Source organism: Actinomyces graevenitzii C83 (assembly GCF_000239695.1).
Taxonomy (GTDB): Bacteria; Actinomycetota; Actinomycetes; order Actinomycetales; family Actinomycetaceae; genus Actinomyces; species Actinomyces graevenitzii.
Genome location: NZ_JH470338.1, coordinates 178,866 through 204,305 on the forward strand (window position 1 = coordinate 178,866; position 25,440 = coordinate 204,305).

The 25,440-nt window shown below is 60.0% G+C and carries 26 protein-coding genes and 2 pseudogenes; 13 read left to right on the plus strand and 15 right to left on the minus strand.

Annotated elements, in window-relative coordinates:
* Window positions 1-238 precede the first annotated feature (238 nt).
* The gene (locus tag HMPREF0045_RS00790; RefSeq protein ID WP_005984568.1) at window positions 239-937 is read left to right on the plus strand and encodes a recombinase zinc ribbon domain-containing protein; all 699 of its coding nucleotides are present in this window, start codon (window positions 239-241) and stop codon (window positions 935-937) included.
* Here the strand turns inward: HMPREF0045_RS00790 and HMPREF0045_RS00795 are convergent.
* The 6 genes and pseudogenes from HMPREF0045_RS00795 to HMPREF0045_RS11185 all read right to left on the minus strand — a co-directional run.
* Window positions 921-3,488 carry a DEAD/DEAH box helicase gene (locus HMPREF0045_RS00795; RefSeq protein WP_005984570.1) on the minus strand — a complete coding sequence of 856 codons (2,568 nt, stop codon included), beginning with the start codon at window positions 3,486-3,488 and terminating at the stop codon, window positions 921-923. The two genes, HMPREF0045_RS00790 and HMPREF0045_RS00795, sit on opposite strands and share 17 nt — an antisense overlap.
* The gene (locus tag HMPREF0045_RS00800) at window positions 3,488-5,335 is read right to left on the minus strand and encodes a site-specific DNA-methyltransferase (RefSeq protein WP_005984572.1); all 1,848 of its coding nucleotides are present in this window, start codon (window positions 5,333-5,335) and stop codon (window positions 3,488-3,490) included. The genes HMPREF0045_RS00795 and HMPREF0045_RS00800 overlap by 1 nt, the downstream gene beginning before the upstream one ends.
* A gap of 103 nt (window positions 5,336-5,438) precedes the next feature.
* Window positions 5,439-7,313, minus strand: coding sequence for an AAA family ATPase (locus HMPREF0045_RS00805; protein WP_005984576.1), 1,875 nt, complete (start codon window positions 7,311-7,313; stop codon window positions 5,439-5,441).
* Window positions 7,314-7,459: 146 nt separating this feature from the next.
* A complete protein-coding gene (locus HMPREF0045_RS00810; RefSeq protein ID WP_005984578.1) occupies window positions 7,460-7,756 on the minus strand; it encodes an ABC-three component system middle component 2 in 297 nt (98 codons plus the stop codon).
* Complete coding sequence (locus tag HMPREF0045_RS11180; protein ID WP_040315632.1) at window positions 7,756-7,992, minus strand: ABC-three component system protein; 237 nt, start codon at window positions 7,990-7,992, stop codon at window positions 7,756-7,758. The genes HMPREF0045_RS00810 and HMPREF0045_RS11180 overlap by 1 nt, the downstream gene beginning before the upstream one ends.
* 37 nt (window positions 7,993-8,029) lie before the next feature.
* Window positions 8,030-8,344 (minus strand): annotated as a pseudogene (locus tag HMPREF0045_RS11185) (ABC-three component system protein); the annotation flags it as partial.
* Window positions 8,345-8,533: 189 nt separating this feature from the next.
* Here HMPREF0045_RS11185 and HMPREF0045_RS00825 point away from each other — a divergent pair.
* The gene (locus HMPREF0045_RS00825; RefSeq protein WP_005984581.1) at window positions 8,534-9,346 is read left to right on the plus strand and encodes a DNA polymerase; all 813 of its coding nucleotides are present in this window, start codon (window positions 8,534-8,536) and stop codon (window positions 9,344-9,346) included.
* Window positions 9,347-9,361: 15 nt separating this feature from the next.
* On the opposite strand, the gene HMPREF0045_RS00830 is transcribed toward HMPREF0045_RS00825, so the two are convergent.
* Complete coding sequence (locus HMPREF0045_RS00830) at window positions 9,362-10,303, minus strand: Abi family protein (protein ID WP_005984582.1); 942 nt, start codon at window positions 10,301-10,303, stop codon at window positions 9,362-9,364.
* Between the two features lie 430 nt (window positions 10,304-10,733).
* Between HMPREF0045_RS00830 and HMPREF0045_RS00835 the strand changes: the two genes are divergently transcribed.
* The 3 genes and pseudogenes from HMPREF0045_RS00835 to HMPREF0045_RS09920 all read left to right on the plus strand — a co-directional run bounded on the left by HMPREF0045_RS00835 (window position 10,734) and on the right by HMPREF0045_RS09920 (window position 12,451).
* Window positions 10,734-11,498, plus strand: coding sequence for a phage antirepressor (locus HMPREF0045_RS00835; protein WP_005984584.1), 765 nt, complete (start codon window positions 10,734-10,736; stop codon window positions 11,496-11,498).
* A gap of 138 nt (window positions 11,499-11,636) precedes the next feature.
* On the plus strand, window positions 11,637-11,906 hold the full coding sequence (locus HMPREF0045_RS00840) for a hypothetical protein (protein WP_005984587.1): 270 nt from the start codon (window positions 11,637-11,639) through the stop codon (window positions 11,904-11,906).
* Between the two features lie 166 nt (window positions 11,907-12,072).
* A pseudogene (locus tag HMPREF0045_RS09920) lies at window positions 12,073-12,451 on the plus strand (HNH endonuclease).
* 201 nt (window positions 12,452-12,652) lie between these two features.
* Here the strand turns inward: HMPREF0045_RS09920 and HMPREF0045_RS00850 are convergent.
* A complete protein-coding gene (locus tag HMPREF0045_RS00850; protein WP_005984590.1) occupies window positions 12,653-13,495 on the minus strand; it encodes an abortive infection family protein in 843 nt (280 codons plus the stop codon).
* 52 nt (window positions 13,496-13,547) lie between these two features.
* Here HMPREF0045_RS00850 and HMPREF0045_RS00855 point away from each other — a divergent pair, with 52 nt between their 5' ends.
* Complete coding sequence (locus tag HMPREF0045_RS00855) at window positions 13,548-14,189, plus strand: P27 family phage terminase small subunit (RefSeq protein WP_005984592.1); 642 nt, start codon at window positions 13,548-13,550, stop codon at window positions 14,187-14,189.
* Between the two features lie 5 nt (window positions 14,190-14,194).
* On the opposite strand, the gene HMPREF0045_RS00860 is transcribed toward HMPREF0045_RS00855, so the two are convergent.
* Complete coding sequence (locus HMPREF0045_RS00860; RefSeq protein ID WP_005984594.1) at window positions 14,195-14,536, minus strand: Fur family transcriptional regulator; 342 nt, start codon at window positions 14,534-14,536, stop codon at window positions 14,195-14,197.
* A gap of 116 nt (window positions 14,537-14,652) precedes the next feature.
* On the opposite strand from HMPREF0045_RS00860, the gene HMPREF0045_RS00865 reads away from it, so the two are divergent.
* The 4 genes from HMPREF0045_RS00865 (at window position 14,653) to HMPREF0045_RS00880 (ending at window position 17,062) form a co-directional block, all read left to right on the plus strand.
* Complete coding sequence (locus tag HMPREF0045_RS00865) at window positions 14,653-14,895, plus strand: BrxA family protein (RefSeq protein WP_005984596.1); 243 nt, start codon at window positions 14,653-14,655, stop codon at window positions 14,893-14,895.
* A 113-nt stretch (window positions 14,896-15,008) separates the two neighbouring features.
* Window positions 15,009-16,163, plus strand: coding sequence for an AAA family ATPase (locus HMPREF0045_RS00870; RefSeq protein ID WP_005984598.1), 1,155 nt, complete (start codon window positions 15,009-15,011; stop codon window positions 16,161-16,163).
* Between the two features lie 3 nt (window positions 16,164-16,166).
* Complete coding sequence (locus HMPREF0045_RS00875) at window positions 16,167-16,817, plus strand: hypothetical protein (RefSeq protein WP_005984600.1); 651 nt, start codon at window positions 16,167-16,169, stop codon at window positions 16,815-16,817.
* Between the two features lie 5 nt (window positions 16,818-16,822).
* Window positions 16,823-17,062: a hypothetical protein gene (locus HMPREF0045_RS00880; protein WP_005984601.1), complete on the plus strand. Its 240-nt coding sequence runs from the start codon at window positions 16,823-16,825 to the stop codon at window positions 17,060-17,062.
* On the opposite strand, the gene HMPREF0045_RS00885 is transcribed toward HMPREF0045_RS00880, so the two are convergent.
* Genes HMPREF0045_RS00885 through HMPREF0045_RS00900 form a run of 5 tightly spaced genes read right to left on the minus strand, consistent with a single transcriptional unit; the run spans window position 17,059 to window position 20,304 of the window.
* Window positions 17,059-17,469, minus strand: a complete 411-nt coding sequence (locus HMPREF0045_RS00885) for a Fur family transcriptional regulator (protein WP_005984603.1) — start codon at window positions 17,467-17,469, stop codon at window positions 17,059-17,061. The genes HMPREF0045_RS00880 and HMPREF0045_RS00885 overlap by 4 nt on opposite strands.
* Window positions 17,462-18,373 (minus strand): metal ABC transporter permease, encoded by a 912-nt coding sequence (locus tag HMPREF0045_RS00890; protein WP_005984605.1) that lies wholly within the window; start codon window positions 18,371-18,373, stop codon window positions 17,462-17,464. The genes HMPREF0045_RS00885 and HMPREF0045_RS00890 overlap by 8 nt, the downstream gene beginning before the upstream one ends.
* Before the next feature lie 10 nt (window positions 18,374-18,383).
* On the minus strand, window positions 18,384-18,761 hold the full coding sequence (locus tag HMPREF0045_RS11190; protein WP_005984607.1) for a P-loop NTPase family protein: 378 nt from the start codon (window positions 18,759-18,761) through the stop codon (window positions 18,384-18,386).
* Window positions 18,734-19,312, minus strand: coding sequence for a metal ABC transporter ATP-binding protein (locus HMPREF0045_RS11195; RefSeq protein WP_005984609.1), 579 nt, complete (start codon window positions 19,310-19,312; stop codon window positions 18,734-18,736). Before HMPREF0045_RS11195 ends, HMPREF0045_RS11190 begins: the two co-directional genes overlap by 28 nt.
* Entirely contained in the window at window positions 19,309-20,304 is a 996-nt protein-coding gene (locus HMPREF0045_RS00900) for a metal ABC transporter substrate-binding protein (protein WP_005984611.1), read from the minus strand. The genes HMPREF0045_RS11195 and HMPREF0045_RS00900 overlap by 4 nt, the downstream gene beginning before the upstream one ends.
* A 189-nt stretch (window positions 20,305-20,493) precedes the next feature.
* On the opposite strand from HMPREF0045_RS00900, the gene HMPREF0045_RS00905 reads away from it, so the two are divergent.
* Together HMPREF0045_RS00905 and HMPREF0045_RS00910 are read left to right on the plus strand one after the other, a co-directional pair.
* Complete coding sequence (locus HMPREF0045_RS00905; RefSeq protein ID WP_005984613.1) at window positions 20,494-21,888, plus strand: glycine--tRNA ligase; 1,395 nt, start codon at window positions 20,494-20,496, stop codon at window positions 21,886-21,888.
* Window positions 21,889-23,391, plus strand: a complete 1,503-nt coding sequence (locus HMPREF0045_RS00910; RefSeq protein WP_005984614.1) for a YibE/F family protein — start codon at window positions 21,889-21,891, stop codon at window positions 23,389-23,391.
* Here the strand turns inward: HMPREF0045_RS00910 and dusB are convergent.
* Window positions 23,388-24,668 carry a tRNA dihydrouridine synthase DusB gene (dusB, locus tag HMPREF0045_RS00915; protein ID WP_269146529.1) on the minus strand — a complete coding sequence of 427 codons (1,281 nt, stop codon included), beginning with the start codon at window positions 24,666-24,668 and terminating at the stop codon, window positions 23,388-23,390. The genes HMPREF0045_RS00910 and dusB overlap by 4 nt on opposite strands.
* Before the next feature lie 149 nt (window positions 24,669-24,817).
* On the opposite strand from dusB, the gene HMPREF0045_RS00920 reads away from it, so the two are divergent.
* On the plus strand, window positions 24,818-25,408 hold the full coding sequence (locus HMPREF0045_RS00920; protein WP_005984619.1) for a GNAT family N-acetyltransferase: 591 nt from the start codon (window positions 24,818-24,820) through the stop codon (window positions 25,406-25,408).
* Window positions 25,409-25,440 lie beyond the last annotated feature (32 nt).

The window sequence follows — 25,440 nt, forward strand, 5'->3', positions numbered from 1 at the left end:
CTCGCCACTAGGCAAAACGAGCCGTGGTGTTGACCGTCGAGCCGCGTATTTGGACAGTGCGGCTTCGGTATCTGGTGCGATCGGGAGGTAGAGCCGGGCGACGTGAACCACGACAGGTGTGGCTGACAGTGGAGCGCTAAAAGATGTGGCAAGCGCCAAAAGGTAGTGCCGGTTACGACTTGCTATTAGCCCTGATCAGAGCGTGTATGTACGTGACGCAATGACAGGAGCCACCACCATGCACTACCCCGAACTCGCAACAGTACAAGTTCGCCTGACCTACCGGCTGACCAGCTTCCTCCTCGAAAACCTCGCCGCCGGGCACGCCGTCGAGTGGATGGACGCATCCCGTGCCCACCGCCACGCCGCTGAGACCCTCGGCATCGCAAACCGGGAGCTGCCGTGGCTGGCGACCCGCGTTGGCCCGCAAGGCCACAATTCTTTCGGTCGACGCATGTCTGGAAAGATCATCTGTGGCGACTGCGGACGGGCGTTCGGTCACAAGACTTGGCATTCGGGCACCCCAAATCGGGCCGACGTGTGGGAGTGCCCCACGAACTACGTCAAGCGCGGCACCTGCGCCACCAGTCACCTCTACCAGGAGGTTCTGTTGGTCAAGATGGCTGAGGCCATGCAAGTGCTCGCTGAGCGGAACCGCGCGGCGTTCGACCAGGCCGTGGACAGCCTGCAGTCAACGGGTGTGCGGCGACGATCCTCGACGCTGCGTACAGCGATCGACGCGATCCTCACCGCGTCGGCGATGCAACTCACCCTCCACATCCCGGACTTCCTTGCCGTGCTGGAGGGCGGCTGCATGCTCACCGACGGCAGGCTCGGCTTCGTGTTCATCACCGGTGAGGCCGTCACCCTCGACCTCCCGCAACGCTGGAGCCCTGTGATGCGCTCAGGCGAACTCGCAGCTACAGGGCGTTGCTGACTGGGCCGGCGAAGGCTTTGAGGTCTTCCCAGGAGTCGGCGCGGGCGGTGTCTTGCTCGTAGGCGATCAGATAGCCCCAGTGCTGACCGGCGTAGGCATCCTGAGCAACCAACCGGCGCACCAACGCCTCGGCAGCCTTACGCTTGGCCTGCACCCTGGCGTCATCGCGGCCGCGCTCGTCCTTGCCCTCGATGATCCAATGCACCCCGTTGGTGTCCAAGGCTACGAAGTCGGGGAAGTAGCGGTCTTTCGCGTTGTAGTACACGAACGCCTGGTCTTGCGGATGCAGGCGATGCCACCACACGATCCCCGGCGACGTGTTGAGCAGGCGAGCAAGCTGGTATTCGCCGGTGAAGGAGTCGAAGGATTCCTCTGCGAATAGTGACTTGAACCAGCCGCCGTAGACCCGGCCTCGCACGAACTGGTCACGACTCTCGATCTGGTCATGCACCTTCTCACCCAACGGGAGCGTGTAGCCGGTGCCTGGCATCGACTTGGGGTGTATGGTCGGCACCTCGCGGGTGGCTCGCAGTGTCTCGGTTGTGTAGTTCTTGATCAGCGCTAGGAGTTCGGCGCGGGCTGAGTCGAGGGATTTGACGGTCCAGCCGGTGAACGTCACGGTGCGCATGAACTTCGGCACCAGGAACGTGGCGACGTAGCGGGCGGTCTGTTCGGTTTTGGGCACCAGCGACATGTTGATCACTAGTTTGACCAGCGCCTCCTCGGCGTCGGCGTCGTCGACGTGGACGGAATTGACTTCGGCGCTTTCTCGATCCTCTGCCCGGAGTTTCTTGCCTAGGGCGGCGATGATCTCTTTGCGCAGCAGCACGTCCCCGGCAGAGGTGACCCGACGCGCCGCTTGCTCAATCTCGGCGTCACTGATTTCTGACAGGTCAATGGGCGGCTGCTGCACAGTCATCGTCGTCACCGGGAATTGGTAGGACACGTCAGCAAAGCTCGGATTCCGTCCGATCGAGACCAACTCCCAGGTGGGCTGATCCTCCTGCTCGGTGACGGCGCGAACCCCGACACCGGGCAAACCCAGACCTTCGTCACTACCGTTGACGGGAACGGTGCCCGGCTGCGGATCTACGCCACCGGTGCCAGCACCAGGCCCCGGCATAGTCGTAGTCGATGGTTGACCGCCGGTCGTGTCTGTGCCTGGATCCGTGTTGGATTGTTCGGCGGCTTTGCGGATCGCCTCCTCAACCTTGGCTTTGTCGGGTTCGGGGACGGCATCGTCCAATCCGAACTGCTGCAGCACGTTCTCCGCGTTCAACAATTCGGTGAAGGATTGGTGAGCAATGATGTCGAGTTGGTCGATCTGCCACACGCCGGTGTATCTGCCGAACGGCAGTCTGAGGCCCCTTCCCATGGTCTGCTGGGTAAGCACTTCGGAGGCCATCGCCCGTAGTGTCACGACGACCGCGATGTTTTTGACATCCCAGCCTTCCTTGAGTTTGTTGACACTGACCACTGCCAGCACAGGTGATTCGGGTCGGTCCAATTCGTCGAGGCGACGCTGGGTCAACTCATCTTCGTGCTTGGAGTCCACCTGCAGCACAGCCGATTCCCGGCCGAGGTACTCCGGGGTGCGCAGAAGGTCGGCGACCTGGGTGGCATGCTCAACATCGGAGCAGACGACAAAAGCGACCGCGTTCACATGATCGCGGTTCTGGGAAGCCGCGTACGAGTCGTAGTAGGCCTGCTTGAGCGCACGTAGCTGCAGCGCGTCACGCAACTGTTGCTCTTCGGAGGCTTCATCGGTGCCATATCCAGTCTTGCGGAACGCCAACACTGGGGCCTTGACGTACTTGTCCTGGATGGCGCGGTAGAGCGGGTACTCGTAAATGACGTGATCGGTGGCCTTGTCCACCGACGCGGTCAAACCGATCGCCGCTGCTGGATCGAGTTCCTTCAATGCTGCATTGAACGCGACCGCACTGGCCCCGTACAGGTGGGATTCGTCGGCGATCACAACCAGATCATCGAGACCCTTGAGGTAGTCGAAGAGCACGCCGGCGTTTTCATCGAACCGGCGGGGCTTACGGCGCATCGCATCCTGCGTAGCGCCGTGGGTGTCACCCTCGGCCTCTTTCGGCGCGATGAGCTGCTGAATGTTGAAGATAAACGCCAGCATTGGCACTTCACGGCCGAACGCGAGTCGAGCCGGGCCGTTTTGACGGGCCACCCAAGCAGAGTAGTCCTGTGGGGTCACCACTTCAGGTGGCACAGCCGATCCCGTGATGTAGCGGGGCATGCCGGGCGTGAAATTCTGCACGGTCTTGGCCTGCACCGTCTTACCCGGGGTGACGATGACGACGTTGCCGACCCCTTGGCGACGCAGATACTCCACGAAGGCGGCCATCAGATACGTCTTGCCCACACCGGTGGCTAGGTTGAGCACCTGCATCACGTCCGGGTCATAGTCGCCGTCCAGAGTGAAGACCAGCTGGCGCAGTGCTTCCTTGTTCGGAGCACGCAGGTCGAACTCGGCACTGATCGACTCCAGCATGTCCGAATCAAAACTGATGTTGAGCCTGTTCGCCATCACTGGTCACCACCTTCGCTGTACCGAAACACATCATCCGGCAAGACAACCACCCGCGAGCCCTTCACCGCACGGCGTAAATGCTGGCGGACCCCGTCCATCGCGGTGGTTGCTGCTAGCACGATCGTCTCTCCGGGTTGAACTTGGGAGGCCAGCCAGTTGACGATTTCGGTCGTGGCGACACCCTCCACGACCTTCAACAACGCGTTACCGCGTCGAGCGTCGAACACATAGTCATCGTCCGGGTGCAGCAGCGTGAAGCCGAGATTCGCAGCCACCGACTCGATCAAGGTCTCGCCGGTCGCAGCCGCTGTCAGCATCACCCGGTCCAGTTCAGGGGTGTAGTCGAAACACGCAGGCGACAGATGCGCCACCTGGAAGCCGCCGCCACCACGCCAGTTGACCACTTCCTTCGCGCGTCTGGTCTTCGAGGCAGCCTTCAGTGTCTTCACCTCGGCGCTCTTCTTTAGTTCCGGGTCGTCCTTGATCAGCTTGTTGAGTACGCTCGTGAATTTCGCGGCGTCCTCCGGCGAGACTCCATCAGGAAGTCCATTTTCCGTCGCGTCGACCCGTTCGCCCTTCGTCCGCGTAATTCCGCCTGGGTCTTCGTCGTTGACGACCTTCTCCAGACGGGGACGCGTAAACGTTGTGAACGTCGACTCCAGCAACTCGCACGTCACCCAACGCCGACCCATCTTCTGCGCCACCGCAGCCGTCGTCCCCGACCCACCAAACACGTCTAGCACGATGTCGCCAGGGTTCGAGCCGATGTGAATGATGCGTTCGAGGAGACGCTCCGGCTTGGGGGTGGAGAACGGCTCGGAATCAGGGAACAGGCGACGCAAGTGGTCACGCTTTGCTTCCTGGTTTGATCCAACCTCTGATGCTGGCCACCAGGTTCGCGGAACCACGCCGCCTTGGACTTCGTTTAAGTAACGCTTAATCACCGGGAGTGAATCCCCGTTCGCGCCGAACCAAATACGTCCCTCTTTCCTTGCAGCTTGAAAGGACGCGGCAGAGAAACGCCAGTATGACCCGGGTGGCGGGACAACTTTACGGCCAGAGGGAAGCTTGATCTGGAACCGGTAATCCTCGGAGCCTGATTTTGCAGTTCCATTGTCACCCTGTCGCCAGGGTCCGCGTGGATCATTATCTGGATTTTGATACCGTTCGATCTGTGCTGCGCTTCGTGGCAGTAGGTTCCGGACGCTCTTAAAGTCGATGGTCGGCGACTTCTTATACACGAGAATCAAATCCTGGGCGGATGAGATATCGGTATCGTTGCGCGCACCCTGCGCTTTCTCCCATGCGATAGTCGTCACAAACGAGCCTGGGGAGAACACTTCATCCAGTAAAAGGCGCATTCGGTGCACCTCTACGTCGTCAAGGTGTACCCAGATTGAGCCGTCGTCGGCAAGCAGCTTCTTCATGTGGAGCAGCCGGTCGCGCATCATGGTCAGCCAGATGGAGTGCTCTAGGTTGTCCTCGTAACTGGCGAATGTTTGCGCGGTGTTAAACGGCGGGTCGATATAGATCAGCTTCACCTGACCCACGTATTTCTTGGCCAGCTCGGGAACGCGGGTAAGCGCTTCGAGGACGTCGCCGGATTCGCCGAGGATGAGCAGGTTGTCGTCCTGGGGCTCAAGGTCGGCTCGTTCGGAGTAGGCAAAATCATCAGACTTTGGTGTCTGCGCACCTTGCACGTAGTCGTCCAGCACGAGGGTGTGGGTTTCGCAGTAGCGCGGATCAGAGGGGTCAACCCACGTGTAGCCGTACTTCCCGGTCTCAGTGGGGATGAGAGCTTTGTCCTTGTTGTACCAGGTGAGCTGCAGGCGTTGAGCGGGCATCTAGTCGGTTTCTCCCTTCGTGTCAGTGGGGACGACCTTGCAGATGTCGGCAATGTCGCGGTCGACGAGGAGTTTCCAGAGGGGCTTGTAGCTGAAGGCGCGGTTAGTTGTCATCTGTTTCCTCCAGATCGATTAGGTCTTCGTCCTGGGTATCGAGTAGGAAGCCGTAGCGTCCTTCTCCTTCGCGTTTCGTGAATACGATGAGTTTACATCGGTCCTTTAGTGGTTCTATGTCGGGCATGAACTTGGTGTTGTCAGCGATGATCATCTGACCGCCGTCTTGTTCGAGGGCGAGGTAGTCGTAGAGGACAGCGGGGATGGTTTCACGGGCTTCTTGAAGCTCGGGGTCGAGCTGTGGATCGTCGAGCCCCAGTAGTGGGGTGTCGATGATGAGCAGGCCGAGGTTGTGTGTGGTGTCCTCGGAGGCGAGGTATTCCCGGAGGGCGAGCATGACAGCGGTGTTGACGAACGACCGGTAGCCCTGCCCTTCCTTCGCTTTGGTTTTGCCGTTGATGACAGCATCGAACAGTTCACGCGAGAATCGGGCATCTTTGAGTCTGGGGAACGTGCAGGCTCCAAGGATGTCGAGCAGGTTAGTGCCCATCTGCGGCCAGAACGTTTTCGGGTATTCGTCGAGCGGATTGAAGTTGCCCTTGGGGAATGTGCGATTCTTGCGTTCTTCAAGTTCGTTTTCGATGGCTTGTTTGCGTTCGAGGTGCTGTTCTCTTTCTGCCTGCATGGCGATGATCGCGTTGTGGCTGGCAAGCGAAGTCGAGAGGGCTTGCAGTTGTGGCTCTAACTCGCCGCTGATACACCGGGCAATGCGCTCGGCTTCTGCGGCGAGATCCTGCTCTTGTTCTTGCAGGGGTGCCTGTTCAAGATCCATCTGATGGATCGTTTGACGAAGATCGTTGAGTCGGGCAGCTAGGTCGTGGCGTTCACGCGGATCGGGCTCTGGAACTGCGGATCGCGCTTCCGGTGGTAGTGCCTGCGTGCATACGGGGCAGGTTGTTGCCGGTTCCCTGTGTACGGTGAGGGCGTGGCCTTCCTCGACGAAATCGAACCGCTCGATGCGGGCACGGTAGGAGGCGGCAAGTTCCTCGTATCGGTTCCGCAGACTGCGGGATTCCGCCAGCGAGTCACGCACCTGTTGGAGGCGTGCGACGACGTCTTGCCCCTGCACTGTGGCGTGTGTGATGCGTTGCTGGACACGTTCCAGTTCTGCGGTCAGCTCATCGATGCGCTGCTGGATCTCTGCTGGGTCGCTGCTACCGAGTGCTTTCTCGATCAACTCGATTCGTTCTTCAAGCTGTTTGGGTAGCGGCTCGAGGTAGTCGATGATCGCGTTGTTACGCAGTTTCCTCGTTTCGACAGACTCATCACGAGCGTAGGCGGCATAGTCCTTGCCGGTGATCAGTGACGCGAGGGCGCATTTGAACGCGGGCTGTGCGGTGGTCTGAAGAGGGAGAAGGATTGGTTTCTTGGTGCTGATCCGGTCTTCGTCCGCGTACAGCGCATGCCAGAAGGTGCGCCACGTCAACGCCTGGGTTTCAAGGTTTTGATTCTTGATGATTTTCAGGTCTTCGGGGGCCTCGTAGCCGATGAGTTTGAGCCACACCGAGCTGAGTAGCGGGGAACGGCCAGACGATTGACGTTTGTAGGTTCCAGACTCAATTCGTGGGTCTGTGCTGGAGACCTCGATGTTATTGGCTCCCTCACCGATGGGGCGCGATAACGTGAGTGAGCCCTGCGCGGTGCGCACCCCCATACGCACCTCGGTGTAGCCGGAGTTTTCGTCGAGGACGAACTCGCCAGCTTTCAGCCCGAACACGTAGTCGATGCACTGAAGCATCCAGGACTTGCCGGAGTTAGACGGTCCGTAGATGACGTTGAGTCCAGATTCGAAACCGACGCTGGAGTCCCGCCGAGTGGGGTGCCCGGCCACGGTGATGCTGCTGATCCAGAAGCCTGGTGTCATCGCGTTTCTCCTTCCGGGGTCGCTGACCTGATGATCTGAGCCAGCTCGCTCGTGCTCAGGTCGCCAACCCGCTCGATCGTCTCCAACGCGGTGTCGAACAACTGACCGGCGTATCGGGAGCGGAAATGGTTGACGACTGATTCACCCTAGGCGGTAATCGTGAAGGCCGCCGGAGAACGATCTGGCTGTAGTTTCACGAATCCTTGGATCGCCAAATGCTGGAGAGCTTGGGTCATCAGGACTGTGCGCGTGTGGAGTTCCCCGCTGGCCAGTCGGTGGGTGCCGTTGAGATTTGCTGCCCCGACCCCGAAGGTGTGGGCGTTGACAGTGATGGTGTCTAGAGCACCCAGGTAGTCGGCATCCGCTGCATCTCCGAGTAGGAACAGCAAGATGAGCCCGCGCAGTTCAGCTTCGAAACTTGTGTCTAGGGACGTGGCGCGCATCAATCTACCCATCCCAGCCGGTTCCGGGCGACGAGTTCGTGGCAGGAACCTTTCCGGCTCCACACGTCGATCAGGTCAATGATCTGGTCGAGCCGGACACCGTCGAGTTGGACTGCGGCTGCTTGAGCCAGTGTCGCGAGGAGGCGTTCGAGTCCGTTGGGGTACTGACGCAAGTTGGTGTCGGAGACTCCCGCGTGCATCGTTTCCAGGAATCTCGTCAAACAATGGCCGCCCATCGTGGATGCAGTTCCACGATGTTTCTTGTACCCATTCGGCACGGTAGAACGCTTTGCGCTGTTCTTGGAAGTGCTGAACCAGACGCGACGGGATGTCGTCCAGCTCCACCTCAACGCCGGTACGGGCTTTGTCTTCGCAATACGCGGCCAGGAGCGCCGAAACATACACCAGATCAGCAGGCTGAACTGTGTCCGGTGCGGGATGCTTCGGCGGTAACGCGACCGAGAGGTCGCCAAGCCTGAGGCGATTCGTCTTCTCGTCAATGTACGGGATGCCAGATCGGTAGGCCTTGTCTGTCAAAGTCAAGGGCTCCGTTACGGCAGCGGTCTCACCGGCAGCTTCGGTGAACACCTTGTAGAACAGCTGGCCTAGACCTTCGGTGACATTACCCTTGTTGATCGACTCGTCAAGGTCGTGGAGCCGGTCGGCTAGGTCATTGAGTGCCGACTCCTCGTATGCCTGGGAGACGTTGCCGGCGAACCGAAACTGATCCCATCGCCCAGCTCGCTCGCTAACATAGTAGGCAGCTGGTTAGACCCGTTGGCGTACCCCTTCCACGTCGCCGACTACTCCGCGATTGAAGCCCGTGTCATCGCCTGGCTCGCCGGAGAAGCATCCACCCTCCAAGCCTTCCGCGACGGCAAAGACCTCTGCTGCGAGACCGCGAGCCGCATGTTCGGCGTCCCCGTCGAAAAACACGGCATCAACGCTGAGCTGCGCCAGAAAGGCAAAATCGCCACGCTGGCCTGCGGTTACAACGGCTCCGTCGGAGCGCTCAAGGCGATGGGTGCGCTGCGGATGGGTTTGGCCGAGCACGAGCTCAAAACGATCGTCGACGCCTGGCGGGCAGCGAACCCCAACATCGTGCAACTGTGGGCGGACGTCGAGCAGGCTGTGCTGGACGCGATCACCGCCCGCAGTACCGTCCGGCTGCGCAACCTGCGTTTCTCGGTCGAGTCGGGCATCTTGTTCATCACCCTGCCCTCGGGCAGACGGCTGGCGTATGTCCAGCCGTGCCTGGGTGAGAACCGGTGGGGCGGCACCTCCATCACCTACAGCGGTGTCACGACCGGGCGCAAGTGGGGTCGGCTGGAAACCTATGGCGGGAAACTCGTCGAGAACATCGTCCAAGCAGTCGCCCGCGACCTCCTCGTCCACGCCATGGGACTCGTCGCAGGGGCCGGGCATCGGATCGTCATGCACGTCCACGACGAAATCGTCATCGACGAACCCATGGGCTCCGGGTTCACCGTCGCCGACGCCTGCGCTCTCATGACCACCCCAGCCGACTGGACAGATGGACTCCCGCTGGACACCGACGGATACGAATGCTCGTATTACCGCAAGGACTGACCGGGCGGTGTAGAGCTAGTGGTCGGCGGTGAGCAGCTGCTTCTGCATTTCGCCGTAGCGGGCTGGGGTTGCGATGCCTGCGGCGAGAAGGGCATTCGTGGCAAGGATCGGCTCGACGCGGTTGGCGAGCCAATCCTGCTGGAGACCGGTCTTGGTGGCGACTTGGTCAAGCGCTACGAAGATCTTGTAGATCGAATGATCGCTGAACTGACGGTGGTCTCGTTTGGCTCGTCGGGCGATGTTGGAAAGGAGTCCTGGGCGGTCGAGAACAGCGTGGTTCCATAGCTTCGCACAGTGGGCGTTGCGGTTGCGTAGGTAGACGAATGATCGGACTTGGCTTGGCAGTGTAGCTGGAGAAACGTTCATCGACGCTGCCATGTCGTGCAGCACTCCGGACTTGCTTGAAGCCTCAATAAGCCTGGACAGGCTGCCAAACGAGAATGCCTCAACCGCTACCCAGACGGGCATGCGTGCGTAGGCTTCGATGCTGTAAGCGTTGCCCGTCTTGATCTCATCACGGTAGTGAGACACAAAGGTCTCCTTGCTGCGATCCAGATTCGACAGCGCATGTTCTTCGACACGTTCGTCATTAGGATCAGGCGATTGCGTGAACCCGTCACCACGGGCGAACGTTCCGATCGCTCCGACATGCTGTGCGTAGTAGTAGGCGAACCGAGTTCGAAGTAGAACCTCGATCGGGTGGAGAACTTCGTCACAGACTGCAACCAGGTCTTGTTCGGCTTCGTAGAGCCGCTGAATCACTTCAAAGGATGAACCGTCGAGGAAGCGATTGTTGCCCGCCATTGGGTCAACTTGCCAGTAACGGAAATATCCCGAGAGCCGGTAGTAGTTCACGCGAGATAGGAACTCAGCTGCTGATGCGGCGTCAGTGACGGTCAAACCGCGTTCTTGAAGCAGTTTGACTTGTTCGTCATAACTGAGCCAGCGCTTGACCATGAGCTCCCTAGAAAGTGAAAGGCCCCGGTCATTTGTGCATTGTCCCTTGCGGGACTAGAGGCCTGACCGGGGATCTATCACCTCCTACGGTACGTCACCGTGGCCGTCTGGTCAATGTCACGTGCCGAAGTCGGCGTCTCCACACGAGAGATCCAGCCCACTCCCGACAGGGGTCGAGTCGAGGTCGAGCTGAACGGTTACCCACAACCTAGCCGGGTTCATACCGGCACTCCAGCGACGCGGGTTGTTGTCAAGGCTGCCGCAGCGATTCTCCGGTGACCCGTCCGGATTTGCCAGTGCTCGGGGGCGTATGGGCGAGAGCCTTCCTCACACCGTGTCCGGTTTCGGTGCCTGCCGTGCCTGACAGGTGAGAGCCTGGCGCATCCCGCGCCCGCGATTGTCTACCCGGCTCTCAGAAAAGGAGCCGGTCATGGCTACCACGCTACAAGCGTTCACCAACCACGAGTTCGGCACGATCCGAACCATCACCTCGGGCGGGCAGATCCTGTTCTGCGGCAAGGACGTGGCGACCGCCCTCGGCTACTCCAACACGAAAGATGCCCTGGCGCGTCACTGCAAGGGGGTCGTGAATCACTACCCCCTTGAAACTGCTGGTGGTGTTCAGCAGGTCAGGTTCATCAGCGAAGGCGACCTGTACCGGCTGATCGTCTCCTCCAAGCTGCCTGCGGCCCAGAAGTTCGAGGCGTGGGTGTTCGACGACGTCCTCCCGTCCATCCGCCGTCACGGCATGTACGCCATCGACGAGCTTCTGTCCGACGACGAGTTCTTGGAGCAGGCCATCGTCACCCTGCGGGCTGAGCGGGCCAAGCGCCTCGCCGCCGAACAAGCCCTATTGGAAGCAGCACCGAAGGTGTCCTACTACGACATCGTGTTGGCCTCGCCTTCGCTGATCACCACCACCGAAATCGCCAAGGACTACGGCCTGTCGGCGAAGAAGCTCAATCAGATTCTGCGCGAGGAGCAGGTTCAGTTCCATCAGTCCGGCCGCTGGTTCCTCTACGCCAAGTTTGCTGAGCAGGGCTACACCCAGTCCAAGACGCACGAGTACGACAAGGGCAAGACCCGCACCCACATGTACTGGACACAGAAGGGACGGCTCTTCATCTATGACCTGTTGAAGAACACCCGTGGCCTGCTGCCGGTGATCGAGCGTGAAGGTGAGGAAGCCCGATGATCACCACCCTCGACGTCGGAATCCCGAAGAAGAACATCGAAGGATACCCCGACCCCACCTGCTACAAGGCGCTCAAAGAAATCCAACGCACCGAAACTCGACGGGCTGCCGCGCCACACGGATCTGCAAGCTGGGGAGATGCGTCTGGCGGAGACGTTGGATCGGATCGACATCTACCGTGCTCGTTACGGGCAGGCTCGGGAGTACATGGCGTGGTTCCTGCCCGCCTGGCAGCTGCTCACCGACGACGACAGGTTCGTGCTCGAAGCATTCTTCCTCGGCGACGGTACCCAGGATGAGGCGGTGCAGAGGGTGTGTGACCACTTCTACGTGGAGCGCGCCAGCGCCTATCAGAAGAAGTCCCGGGCGCTCGCCCGGCTGACGTCTGCGTTGTATGGCCGTTTGTGAGGGTTTTGCACCCTTGCGCCAAAAGGTGTCAAGAACAGCGGATGCATTTACCGTTTCCGGCCTGCAATGATGTAGGTAGTTGAAAAGTAGGAAAAGCCCCAGGGTAAACCCGGTTATCGGCTGGGTGTCTTGGGGCTTCGCCACATCTGGGCACGGGAAGAATAAGATGCCGGTCAAGCCTGCACGTCCGTGTTCCCAGCCCGGCTGCCCGAACCTCACTCACCAGCGTTTCTGCGAAGCCTACGCCAAGGCGGAGGACGAGCGCTACCGGCGATTGGCAGCGTGACCCGAAGATCAACTGGCGCTACGGTGCCCGCCGGCGCAGAATCCGTGCCGCCTACATCACCGCCCACCCGCTGTGCGAGAACTGCTTCGCGACCAGCCGGTACACGCCCGCGTAGGAAGTCCACCACGTGATCCCGCTGGAGCACGGCGGCACCCACGACCCCGGTAACCTTCGCGCCTTGTGTAAGCCGTGCCACTCCCGCCAGTCGGCGCTCGACGGCGACCGATGGAGGCAAGCCTCAAGGGTCTACACCTACTGAAATCAGCGCCACGTTCCGCCCTGACGCGGCCGAGAACGCGAACCTCAAAGTTGCCGACCTCGACCTTGTTCGCCGCACTCGAGGCAACGTCGCAGCGCTGGCGAAGGGTTGGGGCCTCTTGATCTCTACGACTCGTTCACGGGTCAGCGGGCGGGGCCAACCGCACACAAAGTCCCCGAATCAAACAGGGTATTGACGCTGTCACCGCCGATCGCGCCACGGCGCAAGCGGATCTAAGTAGGTTTCCAAGACCAGTTCGCACCACAAAGTAGCGGCGTTGATGGCCAGACGAGCGTGACGGGCGTAAAGACCAACGCGAGCTGTGGCTGGTCCATGACCGGTTCCGTGCCCGGCATTCCGCAGTTCGTTCAAGCCGAGCGCAACGCTCGATGCGCCACCGAGGATTCGCTTTACAGAATCCTCACTATCGACGCCTTTTGCGGTGCTGGGATCAAGCCCCAGCTCGGACTGGACAAGCTTCACCAGCTTATTGAATTTGGCATTCGGGTCGTAGGTCTTACCCAGCTCGGCGAGTATGACTTTCGCTGTCGATTCGATAAGTTCCTTAGAAGCCCCGATAACGGCTGCGGGATCATCTTGAGAGCGACGCAAGCGTTCAAGCTGTTCATGGATTGCGCTTGCATCCTTCAAATCACTCATCGCGAGACGAGATAGTTGGTCTTGGTAGGTGAGCGGGGAGATTTTACCTTCAGTAGTTATCTCCCATCCATCTTCCTTGAGGTAGCGAGTGAAGGCATCCCAAGTTGATATGTCATGTACAAATTGACGCGCCGGAGATATGGGAATGAGGATACGCTCCATCGCTCTTATCGCTCGGTCACACTCGTTGACATCAGTCCAATTCACAGCGTTAAGGAAGTTGTTGGCCGTCAAACGACGGTCGCTGGAGTCTTTGAAGTCTGGGTCGGAATTTGGGGAAAACCCTTCGTCCCTGAAGGCGTCTTCAATCTGCCCGACTGTCGAGTTAGTTGTGAGTTTCCTGAATTCGCTACGAGTCCTACGGCTTATTATTTCGCGCTGCATGACCACCAAGTATAGTTGGCGACCTAACGCTTACGAGCAAGGAGCAGAGACCGTGGCTAAAGACGGCACCAACCGGGGTGGCCGCCGCGTGCATGCCGGAGCGAAACCTGATCCGCTCAACGAGAAGCTCGCTGCCGGACGCCCCGCCACCCGCCTCGAAGACCCACTTAACGAACCATTCGACTTCGAAGGCAACGACATTGGCGACGGTGCGGTGCTGGCCGGTGAGACCATGCCAGAACCCTCCGACTACCTCTCTGAGGTTCAGCGCGACGGCAAACCGCTGGGCGCTGACATCGTCTACCGGGAAACCTGGCAGTGGCTCGACGCTCGCGGCTGTTCGCAGTTCGTGGTACCCCGCCTGATTGAGGCGTATGCGCAGGCGTTCGCGCGTTATGTGCAGTGCGAGCAGGCGATCTCCAAGTTCGGCCTGCTCGGCAAACACCCCAGCAGCGGTGCCGCCATCGCGTCTCCGTTCGTCGCCATGTCGCAGTCGTTTGGGAAGCAGGCGAATGTGTATTGGTATGAGATTTACGAGATCGTCCGCGCCACCTGTACCACCGACTACTCGGGCGCTGCACCTGGTGATGACGTAATGGAACAGCCCCTTAAAGCCCGCTCGTCGGCGCCAACCTGCAGACTTACGCGGTCAAGTATCAGGCGAGCGCGGCGCCTGAGGGAACAGGGTGTTTAGGTCGGTTAGTTATTGGCCTGCTTTTGGGAGCAGTCATTGCACAGGCCGAAGAATTCGGCCACGTGCTCTACCTTGGTGAAACCATTGGCTGAGGCAATGTCATTCACCCAGTTTTCAAACAGGGAGCCGGCAATCTCCACCGCCTTGCCGCAGCTGCGGCACACCAAGTGGTGATGGTGCCCCTCGTTAGTGCACAGACGATACAGGGCTTCGCCGTCGTCGGAGCGGACCGTATCTACCAAATCCTCCTCAGCCAAAGACTGCAAATTCCGGTAGACCGTAGCCAAACCAACCTTAGTGCCCTCCTCCTCAAGCTCGGCGTGAATCTGCTGGGCAGAAAGAAACACCTGGCTGTCGAAACGAGGGCGGTTGGATTCGCAGTGGGGACGCCGCTGTGTGATGATAGTGGCTGTCTTGGCGGAGATCCCGCTGCGTGCATTCGGGGAGACCGTGAGGGGGTGTCGTGTTGGATCGGAGTATTTCCTCGACTATTACGGTGGGTGGCGCGACGAATGCTGGGACGTTTGAGGCAGCGGAGCTGATGGTTGCCGGTATGAATGCCCGCGAGGCGAGCGGCGTGTTGTTCGAGCAGAATCTGGTGGTTGCGGATTCAGAATCGACAAGGAGGCGCTTGGCGACTGCGACGACGAAGCATCTGTCGTTCCTTGAGGATGATGCTCTTCGTTTCGTTGCGAATCGCGACTGACCTGAAGTGGGCTTGCGGAGAAATCAAGAAGAACAACGTGTGGTGGTCCTGACAGTGCCTCCACCCCGTGGGACACTGGAGAGGCACCCGGTCTAGCAACGAAAGGACGCGACGTGAAGCTGACGCACATCGCCATCACGAACTGGCGCAACTTCGCCCACATCGAGTTCGACATGTCCTCGCGCCTCTTCGTCGTCGGCCCCAACTCCTCAGGAAAGACCAACCTTCTCGGCGCACTGCGATTCCTGGGTGATATTGGGCGCCGTGGGCTTGTGGCCGCTTCGGAGGATCTGGGTGGCCCAGACCGATACTTTCGTTCTGGCGCGGATTCTGCCGCTTTCGTCGCGACGTTCAACGACACCCAGAACTCGGCGGAATTCGCTTTGTTTCTTCGGCTGATGTCGGCGGGTCCCAAGTCGACGAAACGCGGCAGTGATGCCGATCAAACGTTCGCGTTTCCGATGACGGATCCACTCACTGGTGAGCCCAACGACAGGTATCTGGACGTTCATCAAACAATCACGGCAGGGGGCAAGAAGCCTGCAGACGAAGGCGAGTCCTTCCCGGTTGAAGATGAGGAAGCGCAGCGAACAAGAGTTCGTCAAACCCTCGCGGGCATCCGATACATCCATCCGAATCCCAAGAAGATGCTTGAGCGTTCAGATCGCTACGACCCCGACCACGGGACGGGCTTCTTCCAGCACGCGGGGCGCTTCTCGGATCAGCAGCTGGATGCCGTGGTCGATCGTATTCGCCCGATCATGGCCTCGGTGGTTCCGGAAATCCCGAACCTGTCTTACCAGCGGATGGGGCTCGGCACGGAGGTAGTGTTCTACAGCGATACTCCCGTTCGTGGGGCGAGCGGCGTCTACTCGCACGAGCAGTTCTCCGAGGGAACGCTGCGCCTGCTTGGCATGCTTTTTGACCTGGCGACGCTACCGCGCGACACGAGCGTCGTCCTCATCGAAGAACCCGAGACCTTCCTGCAGGCCTCCGTCGTCCGTTCGCTCCCCTCGCTGCTGGCAGAGGTCGCCATGAACCGTGACGTGCAGATGGTCATCAGCACCCATTCGCCGGAACTCATCGACTCCGAGCTGGTGCTCCCCAGCCAGGTCCTGATGTTGCGCTCGGAGAACGGGGAGACGACGGGTGAGCTGCTGTCGGAGTCGAACGACCCGCGCATCAAAGCCGTGGTTAGCGCTGGCCTGCCCAAGTCGCAGGGCATCGACGCTGTCAATGGTCGCACGATTCCCCTGGGAACCTGGTAAGCGATGGAGGGCTACGTCTACGCCCAGGTCATCGTCGAGGGCTCGACTGACATACCGGTTGTTACCGCGCTGATGTACGCGGCGGGATGGGCCGATAGTGAATTCTCTGTCACGAGCGCCAACGGCAAGGGTGCGATTGACAGGGATATCAAGAAGTACTGGGAAGCCGCTCGCGTTCTCCCATACGTCATCTTTCGTGACCTCGATCAGGACGGTGAGGGATGCCCCGTGACACTTCGTGCGGAACTCGTCGAACACACTCCGGGTGAGTCACCGGATCTGCTAATTCGGATCGTCGACCAGTGTATCGAGTCGTGGATCCTGGCGGATCGGCAGGGCGTCGCAGAGTTCTGCGGCAGATCGGTGGCGAGTGTAAAGCCGCCCGCCTCCCACCACAAGCCCTACCTGCTCCGCATGATGAAGGACGCGAAGCTCAAGGATGCTGTCGAAGAAAAGGGACGCGAGCTGGATTTTGGTCCCGCTTACGCGCTACACCTACAGCGCCTCATGACGCGCCATTGGAGTATCGAGCGTGCCGCCGTCGAAAGCGATAGCCTCAGGCGTGCACTGGAGCGCCTGACGGACCTGCATTACCGACTCGGAGGAGGCACACAAGGAGCGGAATCGATGCCTCTCGGCTGGCAGAGGAACTGAACGCCTTGCTCGAGCAGGGGCGTATCGTCACGTGGTTGGATCGCAACAGCGAATATGCGGACGACCTTGACACCGTCCAAGAACTGCTCGACGACGCCACCCTGATCACCATCAACGCCAACCTCTTCGAGACCAAACTCCGCATCTTTGCAGAAGACACCAAGTCTCGCTACGCGCCCTTCTTCAAATCCAGCGCGCGTGTTGCCGACCTCAAGAAGCACCTCGGAGCTTTGTTTGTTGGCTAGTTATTGGCCTGCTTTTGGGAGCAGTCATTGCACAGGCCGAAGAATTCAGCCACGTGCTCTACCTTGGTAAAACCATTGGCTGAGGCAATGTCATGCACCCAGTTTTCAAACAAGGAGCCGGCAATCTCCACCGCCTTGCCGCAGCTGCGGCACACCAAGTGGTGATGGTGGCCCTCGTTAGTGCACAGACGATACAGGGCCTCGCCGTCGTCGGAACGAACCGTATCTACTAAATCCTCCTCAGCCAAAGACTGCAAATTCCGGTAGACCGTAGCCAAACCAACCTTAGTGCCCTCCTCCTCAAGCTCGGCGTGAATCTGTTGGGCAGAAAGAAACACCTGGCTGCGCTCCAACAAATCCACAATCGCGCTGCGCTGCCAAGTAGAGCGGCGCTTAACCTCAGCCACGGCTAGCCTCCACCTCAGGTAAACGTCCATCCACTAGACGCTCATCCTCCAAATCCTTGCGTTTAAACACTCGCTTAGCGCCCCACGTCAACACAGCCGTCAACGCGTAGGTGGCCACCAGCAGGCACACAATCATGGCGCCGGGAGAGACCGCCACCGCATAGGTGATAAACAAGCCAGCCAGGCAGGCGCACACACCCAAAACCATGGCCAGATTCATGGTGCGCCCAAAAGAATGCGAAACCAACTGGGCAATCGCCACGGGCACAATCATCACCGCGCTCACCAGCAGCACGCCCACCACCCGCATAGAAACAGACACTGTCAAGGCAGAAACTACGGCCACCAAAATGTTGAGCACACCCACCGGCAAGCCGCAGGCGCGCGCAAACTCCTCATCGTGGCATAGCGCAAACAGAGGGCCGCGTAGGCCAATACCTACCGCCAAGATCAGCAGTGCCAACACGGCTGTGGTGCGCACATCGTTTTCAGAAACCGTGGCTATAGAACCAAACAGGTAGCTGTTCAAATTAGTGGTGGTGCCGCCAGCAAACTTAATCAGGATCACGCCCCCGGCAATGCCGCCATAAAACAAGATTGCCAGTGCCACGTCGCCGCGCGTATGCCCAGCCTGACGGATCAGCTCAATCAGCAGCGCCCCCGCCAAGGAAGCCACAATTGCGCCAGGAACCGCCAAAGCGTCGGCAGGGCTAACCCCCAGCCAGGCACCCACCAGCCAGCCCAGGGCCACACCGGTTAAAGAGACGTGCCCAATACCGTCACCCATCAGCGCCAGGCCACGCTGCACCAGGTATGTGCCCACCACCGGGGCGGCTAGGCCCACCAGCACGGCGGCAATCAGGGCCCGCTGCATCAGTGGGGAAGCAAGCATTTCAGTGATCATGTCGGCCTCCTCAATCAGCCTGGTTTAGATGCAGGTTAGGGGCGTGGTGGTGCACATAGGCTGGAGCGGCCGAATGCGGGTCCAGGTGGTCACAGTCCGGCTCACAGTCTGGCTCTGGCCCGTAGCCCGGCTCTCGCTCTGGGGTGCGCTCTGGCCCGCGCCCCGGCTCCCGCTTCGAATCGCGCCCCGGCTCCCGCTTCGAATCGCGCCCCGGCTCATGGGCGGCCAAGGAGCGGCTGGCAACCACGCGCCCATCAGCCAAAGTCACGGTGCGATCCACCAGACCGGCCAGTTCACCCATCTCATGCAGCACCGTGACCAGGGTGATGCCCTGCTCTCGCAGCTGGGCCAGGCAGTCAGCTAAGCCCTGACGGCTGGCACGGTCCACCCCGCCAAGGGCTCATCCAAAAACAGCAGCTGCGGGCGGCGCACCAGGGCGCGAGCAATCATCACGCGCTGAGCCTGGCCGCCAGAAAACACCTGCACATGGTCATTGGCGCGTTTAGCCAGCCCCACCTGGGCTAAAGCCTCCATGGCCTGCGCCTTAGCGCCTCCGCCCCAGCTGGCAAAAGGCCGCCCCGGGCCCAGCAGCCCCGAGCGCACCACCTCCAGGGCGGTGGCGGGCACGCCCGCTGTGGCCGAGACACGCTGGGGCACATACCCCACTCGCATCCAGGGCACTTGGTGGCGTTTAGACAGCGAAGTGCCAAAAAGCTGCACGTCACCATCCGCCAGAGGGTAAAGTCCCAGGCAGGCCTTAATTAGGGTTGATTTTCCACATCCGTTAGCGCCCAATAACGCCACAGACTCCCCGCGCTCAACCGTTAGCGACACCTGATGCAAAATATGTGTGGAACCCATGACTACATCAATGGAATCCACCTTCAGGGGTGGTTGAGCGGGGGAGTTGGCGTGGGCGTGCTTAAGTGCAGCGCTCACTTGCAGTTCAAAGCCTCACGTAGGTTAGTCAGGTTGGTGGTCATGGCGCCCTCGTAGTCGCCCTTTTCGGGGGCGGACTCGATGGGGCTAAGCACCGAGGTCTTGGCGCCGGTTTCCTTAGCTACGGCCTGGGCGGTCTTGGGGGAAACTAGCTCTTCAGTGAAGATGGTGGTGGTGCCGGTCTGCTTAACCACCTGCTTGACCTTGGCGATGTCTGCGGGGGAGGGCTCGGAGTCGGGGTCAATACCCGAGACTGAAACCTGGGTTAGTCCGTAGCGCTCAGCTAGGTAGCCAAATGCGGCGTGGCTGGTGACGAAAGTCTTGCGGGTGCACTGGCTCAGGCCCTGCTTGTAGCTGGTGTCGAGTTTGGTCAGCTTAGCCAGGGTGGTTTTGAGGTTGGCGTCGTAGTCAGCCTTGTGGGAAGGGTCAGCCTTTACTAGCGCCGCGTGCACCTGCTTGGCGGCGTCAGCCATGCGGGTGGGGTCGAGCCAGAAGTGCGGGTCAGTGCTGCCGTGGTCATGGTCGTGATCGTCGTGGTCAGCTTCGGTGGCCGACGACGACGCCGCAGCCTCGTGGTCATGATCGTCACCGTCGTGGTCGGCGTGCTTTTCCAGCTTCACCGAGCTGGCCAGGTTCACCACGGTGGGGCCAGAAACCTGCTTGACCGCATCATCTAGGGAGGACTGGAAACCGGCTACATAAACCACCATCTTGGCGCTAGATAGCTTGGTGACGTCCTTGGGGGAGAGCTCAAAATCGTGCGGCTCTACGTTGGCGGGAGTTACCGAGTTGGCCTCAACGTGGCTGCCACCTACCGACTGCACCAGGTAGTTAACCGGGTAGAAGGAAGTGGCCACCTTGATCTTGCCTGAGGAAGAACCCTCAGAGGTAGTGGAAGAGCCACAGGCGGCCGCTGAGAAGGTCAGCGCCAAAACTCCAGTGGCGGCTGCCAGGCGACGTAAAGCAGTACGATTAATATTCATGACAATCATTATCAGTAACGGCTCCGGCTTAGTCAATTCGCCAGCCACCCGCAGGCGCAAGCTCACAGGCCCAGGCGCGAGCGGCGTCGTCGGCAATAAGCAAAAGCCACTAAACTAGAGGGAGCGCTGCGGGTTTGTTGGCCCGGGCGCATCGTTCCCGCCAGCCAGGCGTGGACAACGAAACTAAAAGGAGAACTCGTGGCTTCAACCCCCTCGCGTCTAGATAACGTAATCAACCTAGCTAAGCGACGCGGATTCGTATTCCCCTGTGGAGAGATCTACGGCGGTACCCGCTCAGCTTGGGATTACGGCCCGCTCGGCGTGGAGCTGAAAGAAAACATCAAGCGCCAGTGGTGGCAGTACATGGTGCGCAGCCGTGCAGATGTGGTGGGGCTAGACTCCTCCGTGATCTTGCCGCGCGAGGTGTGGGTGGCCTCCGGTCACGTCAAGGCCTTCACTGACCCGCTAATCGAATGCACCTCCTGCCACAAGCGTCTGCGTGAAGACACCCTGCAGGAGGCCTACGCCGCCAAGCACGGCGTGGAAAACCCCGATGAGGTGCCGCTAAGCGACCTGGTGTGCCCCAACTGTGGCACTCGCGGCCAGTTCACTGAGCCCAAGGCTTTCTCCGGGCTACTTAAGACCTTCCTGGGCCCGGTAGATGATGAAGCCGGCCTGCACTACCTGCGTCCCGAAACTGCGCAGGGTATTTTCGTTAACTTCGCCAACGTCATGAGCGCCGCGCGTAAGAAGCCGCCGTTTGGTATTGGCCAGGTGGGTAAGTCTTTCCGCAACGAAATCACCCCCGGTAACTTCATTTTCCGCACCCGCGAATTTGAGCAGATGGAGCTGGAGTTCTTCGTGGAGCCGGGCACGGACGAAGAATGGCACCAGTACTGGATTGACTACCGCAAGGCCTGGTACGTGGGGCTGGGCATTGACCCCGAAAACCTGCGTTTCTACGAGCACCCCAAGGAGAAGCTCTCCCACTACTCCAAGCGCACCGTGGACATCGAATACCGTTTCGGTTTCCAGGGCAGCGACTGGGGCGAGCTGGAGGGTATCGCCAACCGCACCGACTTTGACCTCAAGACCCACGCTGAGCACTCCGGCAAGGACCTAAGCTACTTTGACCAGACCAAGAACGAGCGTTGGGTGCCTTACGTAATTGAGCCCTCCGCCGGTCTGACCCGCTCGCTGATGGCCTTCCTGGTGGATGCTTACACCGAGGACGAGGCCCCCAACACCAAGGGTGGGGTAGACAAGCGCGTGGTGCTCAAGCTTGACCCGCGCCTGAGCCCGGTCAAGGCCGCTGTGCTGCCGCTGTCTCGCAAGCCTGAGCTGACCGGCCCCGCCTCCGAGCTGGCTGACCAGCTGCGTCAGTTCTGGAACGTGGAGTACGACGCCGCCGGTGCGGTGGGTCGCCGCTACCGTCGCCAGGATGAGATCGGCACCCCCTTCTGCATCACCTACGACTTTGACTCCCTGGAGGATGGCGCCGTCACCATCCGCGAGCGCGACACCATGGTTCAAGAGCGTATCCCGCTCGACCAGGTGCAGCGTTACCTAGCTGAGCGTCTTGTAGGCTGCTAAATGTCTCATGCTCACGGGCATGGCCACGCACCCGAACTAGCCCCCCAACAGGCTAAACGGGTGCGTGTGCTATTAGCGGCAATTGTTGTCCCGCTAGTGTTGGTGGCCCTGATTGGCCTGGTGGCTATCTACCCAAGCACAAACACCAAGATGGGTTCGCGGGCGTTTTTGTCTCAGGGCTCTTCTTTGGCGCGCCTGGAGGTCACTAGTTTGGATGTGACCGGCTGCCAGGGTGTTTTTGGGGGGATGCAAAGCGGTTACGGCACTACTGGTTCCGCTGGCTCTAGTGGGGCCGACGGCGCCGGGACTGGCAGCTCTGGCTCTAACGGCTCGGGCGGCGTCGGCACTGATGGGGCCGGGACCAACGCGAGCACCAGCGGGGCCACTTCCAGCGCGGACAGTAGCCTGCTTAAAGACGCCGTGTGCGCCAAAGTCATCAAAGGCAAGGGCAAGGGCCTGGTGGTGCCAATCCACGTGCCCACCGAGTCACGCAAGTTTGTCTCTGTGGGCGACCAGGTCAACGCCATGTACACCCCGGCCGCTATCAGCGCCGGCACGCCGTTCATTTTCATTGATTTTGAGCGCGCCCTGCCGGTGGGGATCCTAGCCCTGGTGTACCTGGTGGTTGTGGTGGCCGTAGCCGGGCGTAAGGGTGTGCTTTCCATCCTGGGCCTAGCTGCGGCGTTGGCGGTGCTGGTGGGGGTAATGATCCCGGCCCTGTTGGCGGGCACCAATCCGGTAGTGGTGGTGTGTGTTTGCGCGCTAGCCATGCTGATTTTGGCCCTCTACCTGGCCCACGGGGTTAGCGTGCGCACCACAACCGCGCTGCTGGGAACCGTGGCCGGGCTGGTGGTGACAGTGATTTTGGCTCAGCTAAGCGCCATCTACGCCCACCTAAACGGGGCTAGTAGTGAGGACGCCATTGCGCTGACTACTTCCGTGCCGGGGATTAACATGTCGGCGCTGTTGGTGTGCGGCATGGTGCTGGCTGGTTTGGGCGTGCTTAACGACGTAACCATCACCCAGGCCTCAGCGGTGTGGGAGCTGCACGGTGCCAACCCCACTATGGGCACATGGAAACTAGCGCGGGTGGCGATGCGTATTGGCCGCGACCATATCGCCTCCACCGTCTACACCCTGGCTTTCGCCTACGCCGGTAGCGCCCTGCCGCTGATTATGGTGGCGGCGCTGATTGACCGCTCAGTTTGGGCCACTGTGCTCAGTGGGGAAATCGCTGAGGAGGTAGTGCGTACGCTGGTTTCTTCCATCGGTTTGGTGCTGGCTATCCCGGCGACGACGCTTATCGCGGCGTTCTTGAGCGTGCGCACCGCCGACAAAGCTGCCATTGCCGACGGCGCCGGTGTGCCAACCGAAAGCTCTGGCGCTGACACTGTAAAGGCCGGCAGCTCCCATCGGGGCTCCTCCCATAGGGGCTCCCACCGCGCTGACAATGGCGGCGCTAGCGCCAGGGGCACTAGCAGCGCCGGCGCACCTGGCGCTTAGCCGCCGGAAACGTCGCTTTCTGCCAGATGCAGCTGGCGGGCTTGAGCTTCAGTTAAGTAAGGCGAGTCCAGCCAGCCATCAGGCAGATGCGGGCGTTTAGCGTGACCAGCCCGACCCCGAGGGCGCTCAGCGGCGTCGCCGGGGTAAGGGGCTGAAGCATCCAGGGCGGACAGGCGCTGCTCTAATTCTTCGCGGGTGCTCACCCGCATCAGGGCGTTACGGGCCTCTCCGCCCACGCTGTAACCCTTCAAATACCAGCCAATGTGTTTACGCAGGTCCCGAATGGCGCGGTCGGGGCCAATCTCGTCGCTAAGCAGATCCGCGTGGCGGCGGATCACCTCAAGCACCGCCGCCAAATCAGGGTGGGTGCGCTTACTGCTGCCGTGCAAAGCATGTACCAGGTCAGCAAACAGCCAGGGGCGCCCCTGACAGCCCCGGCCCACCACGACGCCGTCGGCGCCGGTAGCAGCCAGCATGTTAACGGCGTCGTCACCAACCCAAATATCCCCATTACCCAGCACGGGCACACTAACCGCCTGCTTAAGAGTGCCAATGTAATCCCACTGGGCGCTACCCGAATAGTGCTGCTGGGCGGTGCGCGCATGTAGGGCGATGGCGCTTACACCCGCATCCTCAGCCTCCCGGGCACTGTCTAGATAGGTGATGTGGTCATCATCAATGCCGATACGCATTTTGATGGTCACCGGCACCTCAAAGTCACGCTTGTCGCTAGCGGACTTGGCTGCCTGCACTGCCGCATTAACCAGGGCTTTAAACAAGTCACGCTTCCAAGGCAGAGCTGAGCCACCACCTTTACGCGTCACCTTGGGCACGGGGCAACCAAAGTTCAAATCAATGTGGTCGGCCAGGTTTTCGCGCACCAAAATCTCTACCGCCTGGGCGGTTACATTAGGGTCAACCCCGTAAAGCTGGATTGAACGCAGGCGCTCAGTGGGGTCAGTGCGCACCATCTGCAAAGTTTTAGGGTTGCGCTCCACCAGGGCGCGGGTAGTGACCATTTCGGTAACAAACAAGCCCGCCGGGGCCAGCAGGCCGCCGTCGTAGGGGATCTGGCCGCTGCTAGCCGGGCGCAGCTGCTCAGGCAGGGCTGATTCAGCAAATTCGCGGCAAAGACGCCTAAAAGAAGCGTTAGTGACCCCCGCCATCGGCGCTAACTCCACCGGGGTGGCCAGCGTGTGGGGGCCGATTTTGACTTGCGCCTGGTGGCTTGGTGTTTCAGAGGGGCTGCTTGGGGTGGCAGATAAATTTTGGGGCACGCTCACGCCTCAATCCTTACATACATTCTTATAGGTATGCCCACATGGTCTTTGACTGTTACCGCCACGACTTGGCAAACATAGTGCACATATCCCCCTATAGAAAAGTGTCTGACAAATTATTGTCGCAGTCTTTGTACACTTAGAGTATGTACAAGAACCTGCTCCGCTGGCGCCAAGCCATGCTTGAAGGGGCTAAGGTTCGCCTGCGCCCCGTTAAAGATTCTGACTGGGACATTTACGGTGCCTGGAATAACGAAGCTGCGGTGTCCATTGGGCAAAACGATCTGTTTATGCCCTTCAACGCTGACCAGCTAGAAAACCTTTTCAAAATGTGGCGGGTTGAAGACCCTGCCAGCGGCTTTACCTGCACTGTTGAAACCTTAGATGGCCAGGTGGTAGGCACTATCACCATCTATGGAATTAAATCTCCTGTGCGCTGCGCTACGTTGGAAATAACTGTCGCCCCAGGCCACCAGCACCGTGGCTATGGCCGCGAAGCTTTGCTACTCGCACTGCGTCTAGCTTTTGAAGAGTACAACGCACACAAGGTTGAGCTGGAAGTCTATGACTACAACCAGAGAGCCATTTGCCTATATGAATCTGTAGGTTTTGTAACTGAAGGACGCCGCCGCGAAGTGGTCTACCACATGGGACGCTACTTTGACCGAATCCTGATGGGCATCTTGGAAAGCGAATGGCGCCAACGCCAAGACATCGCCCCTGCTTGCGACGCCTAAAACCGCGCTGGCCCAGGCCGGCGCGTGAAGCT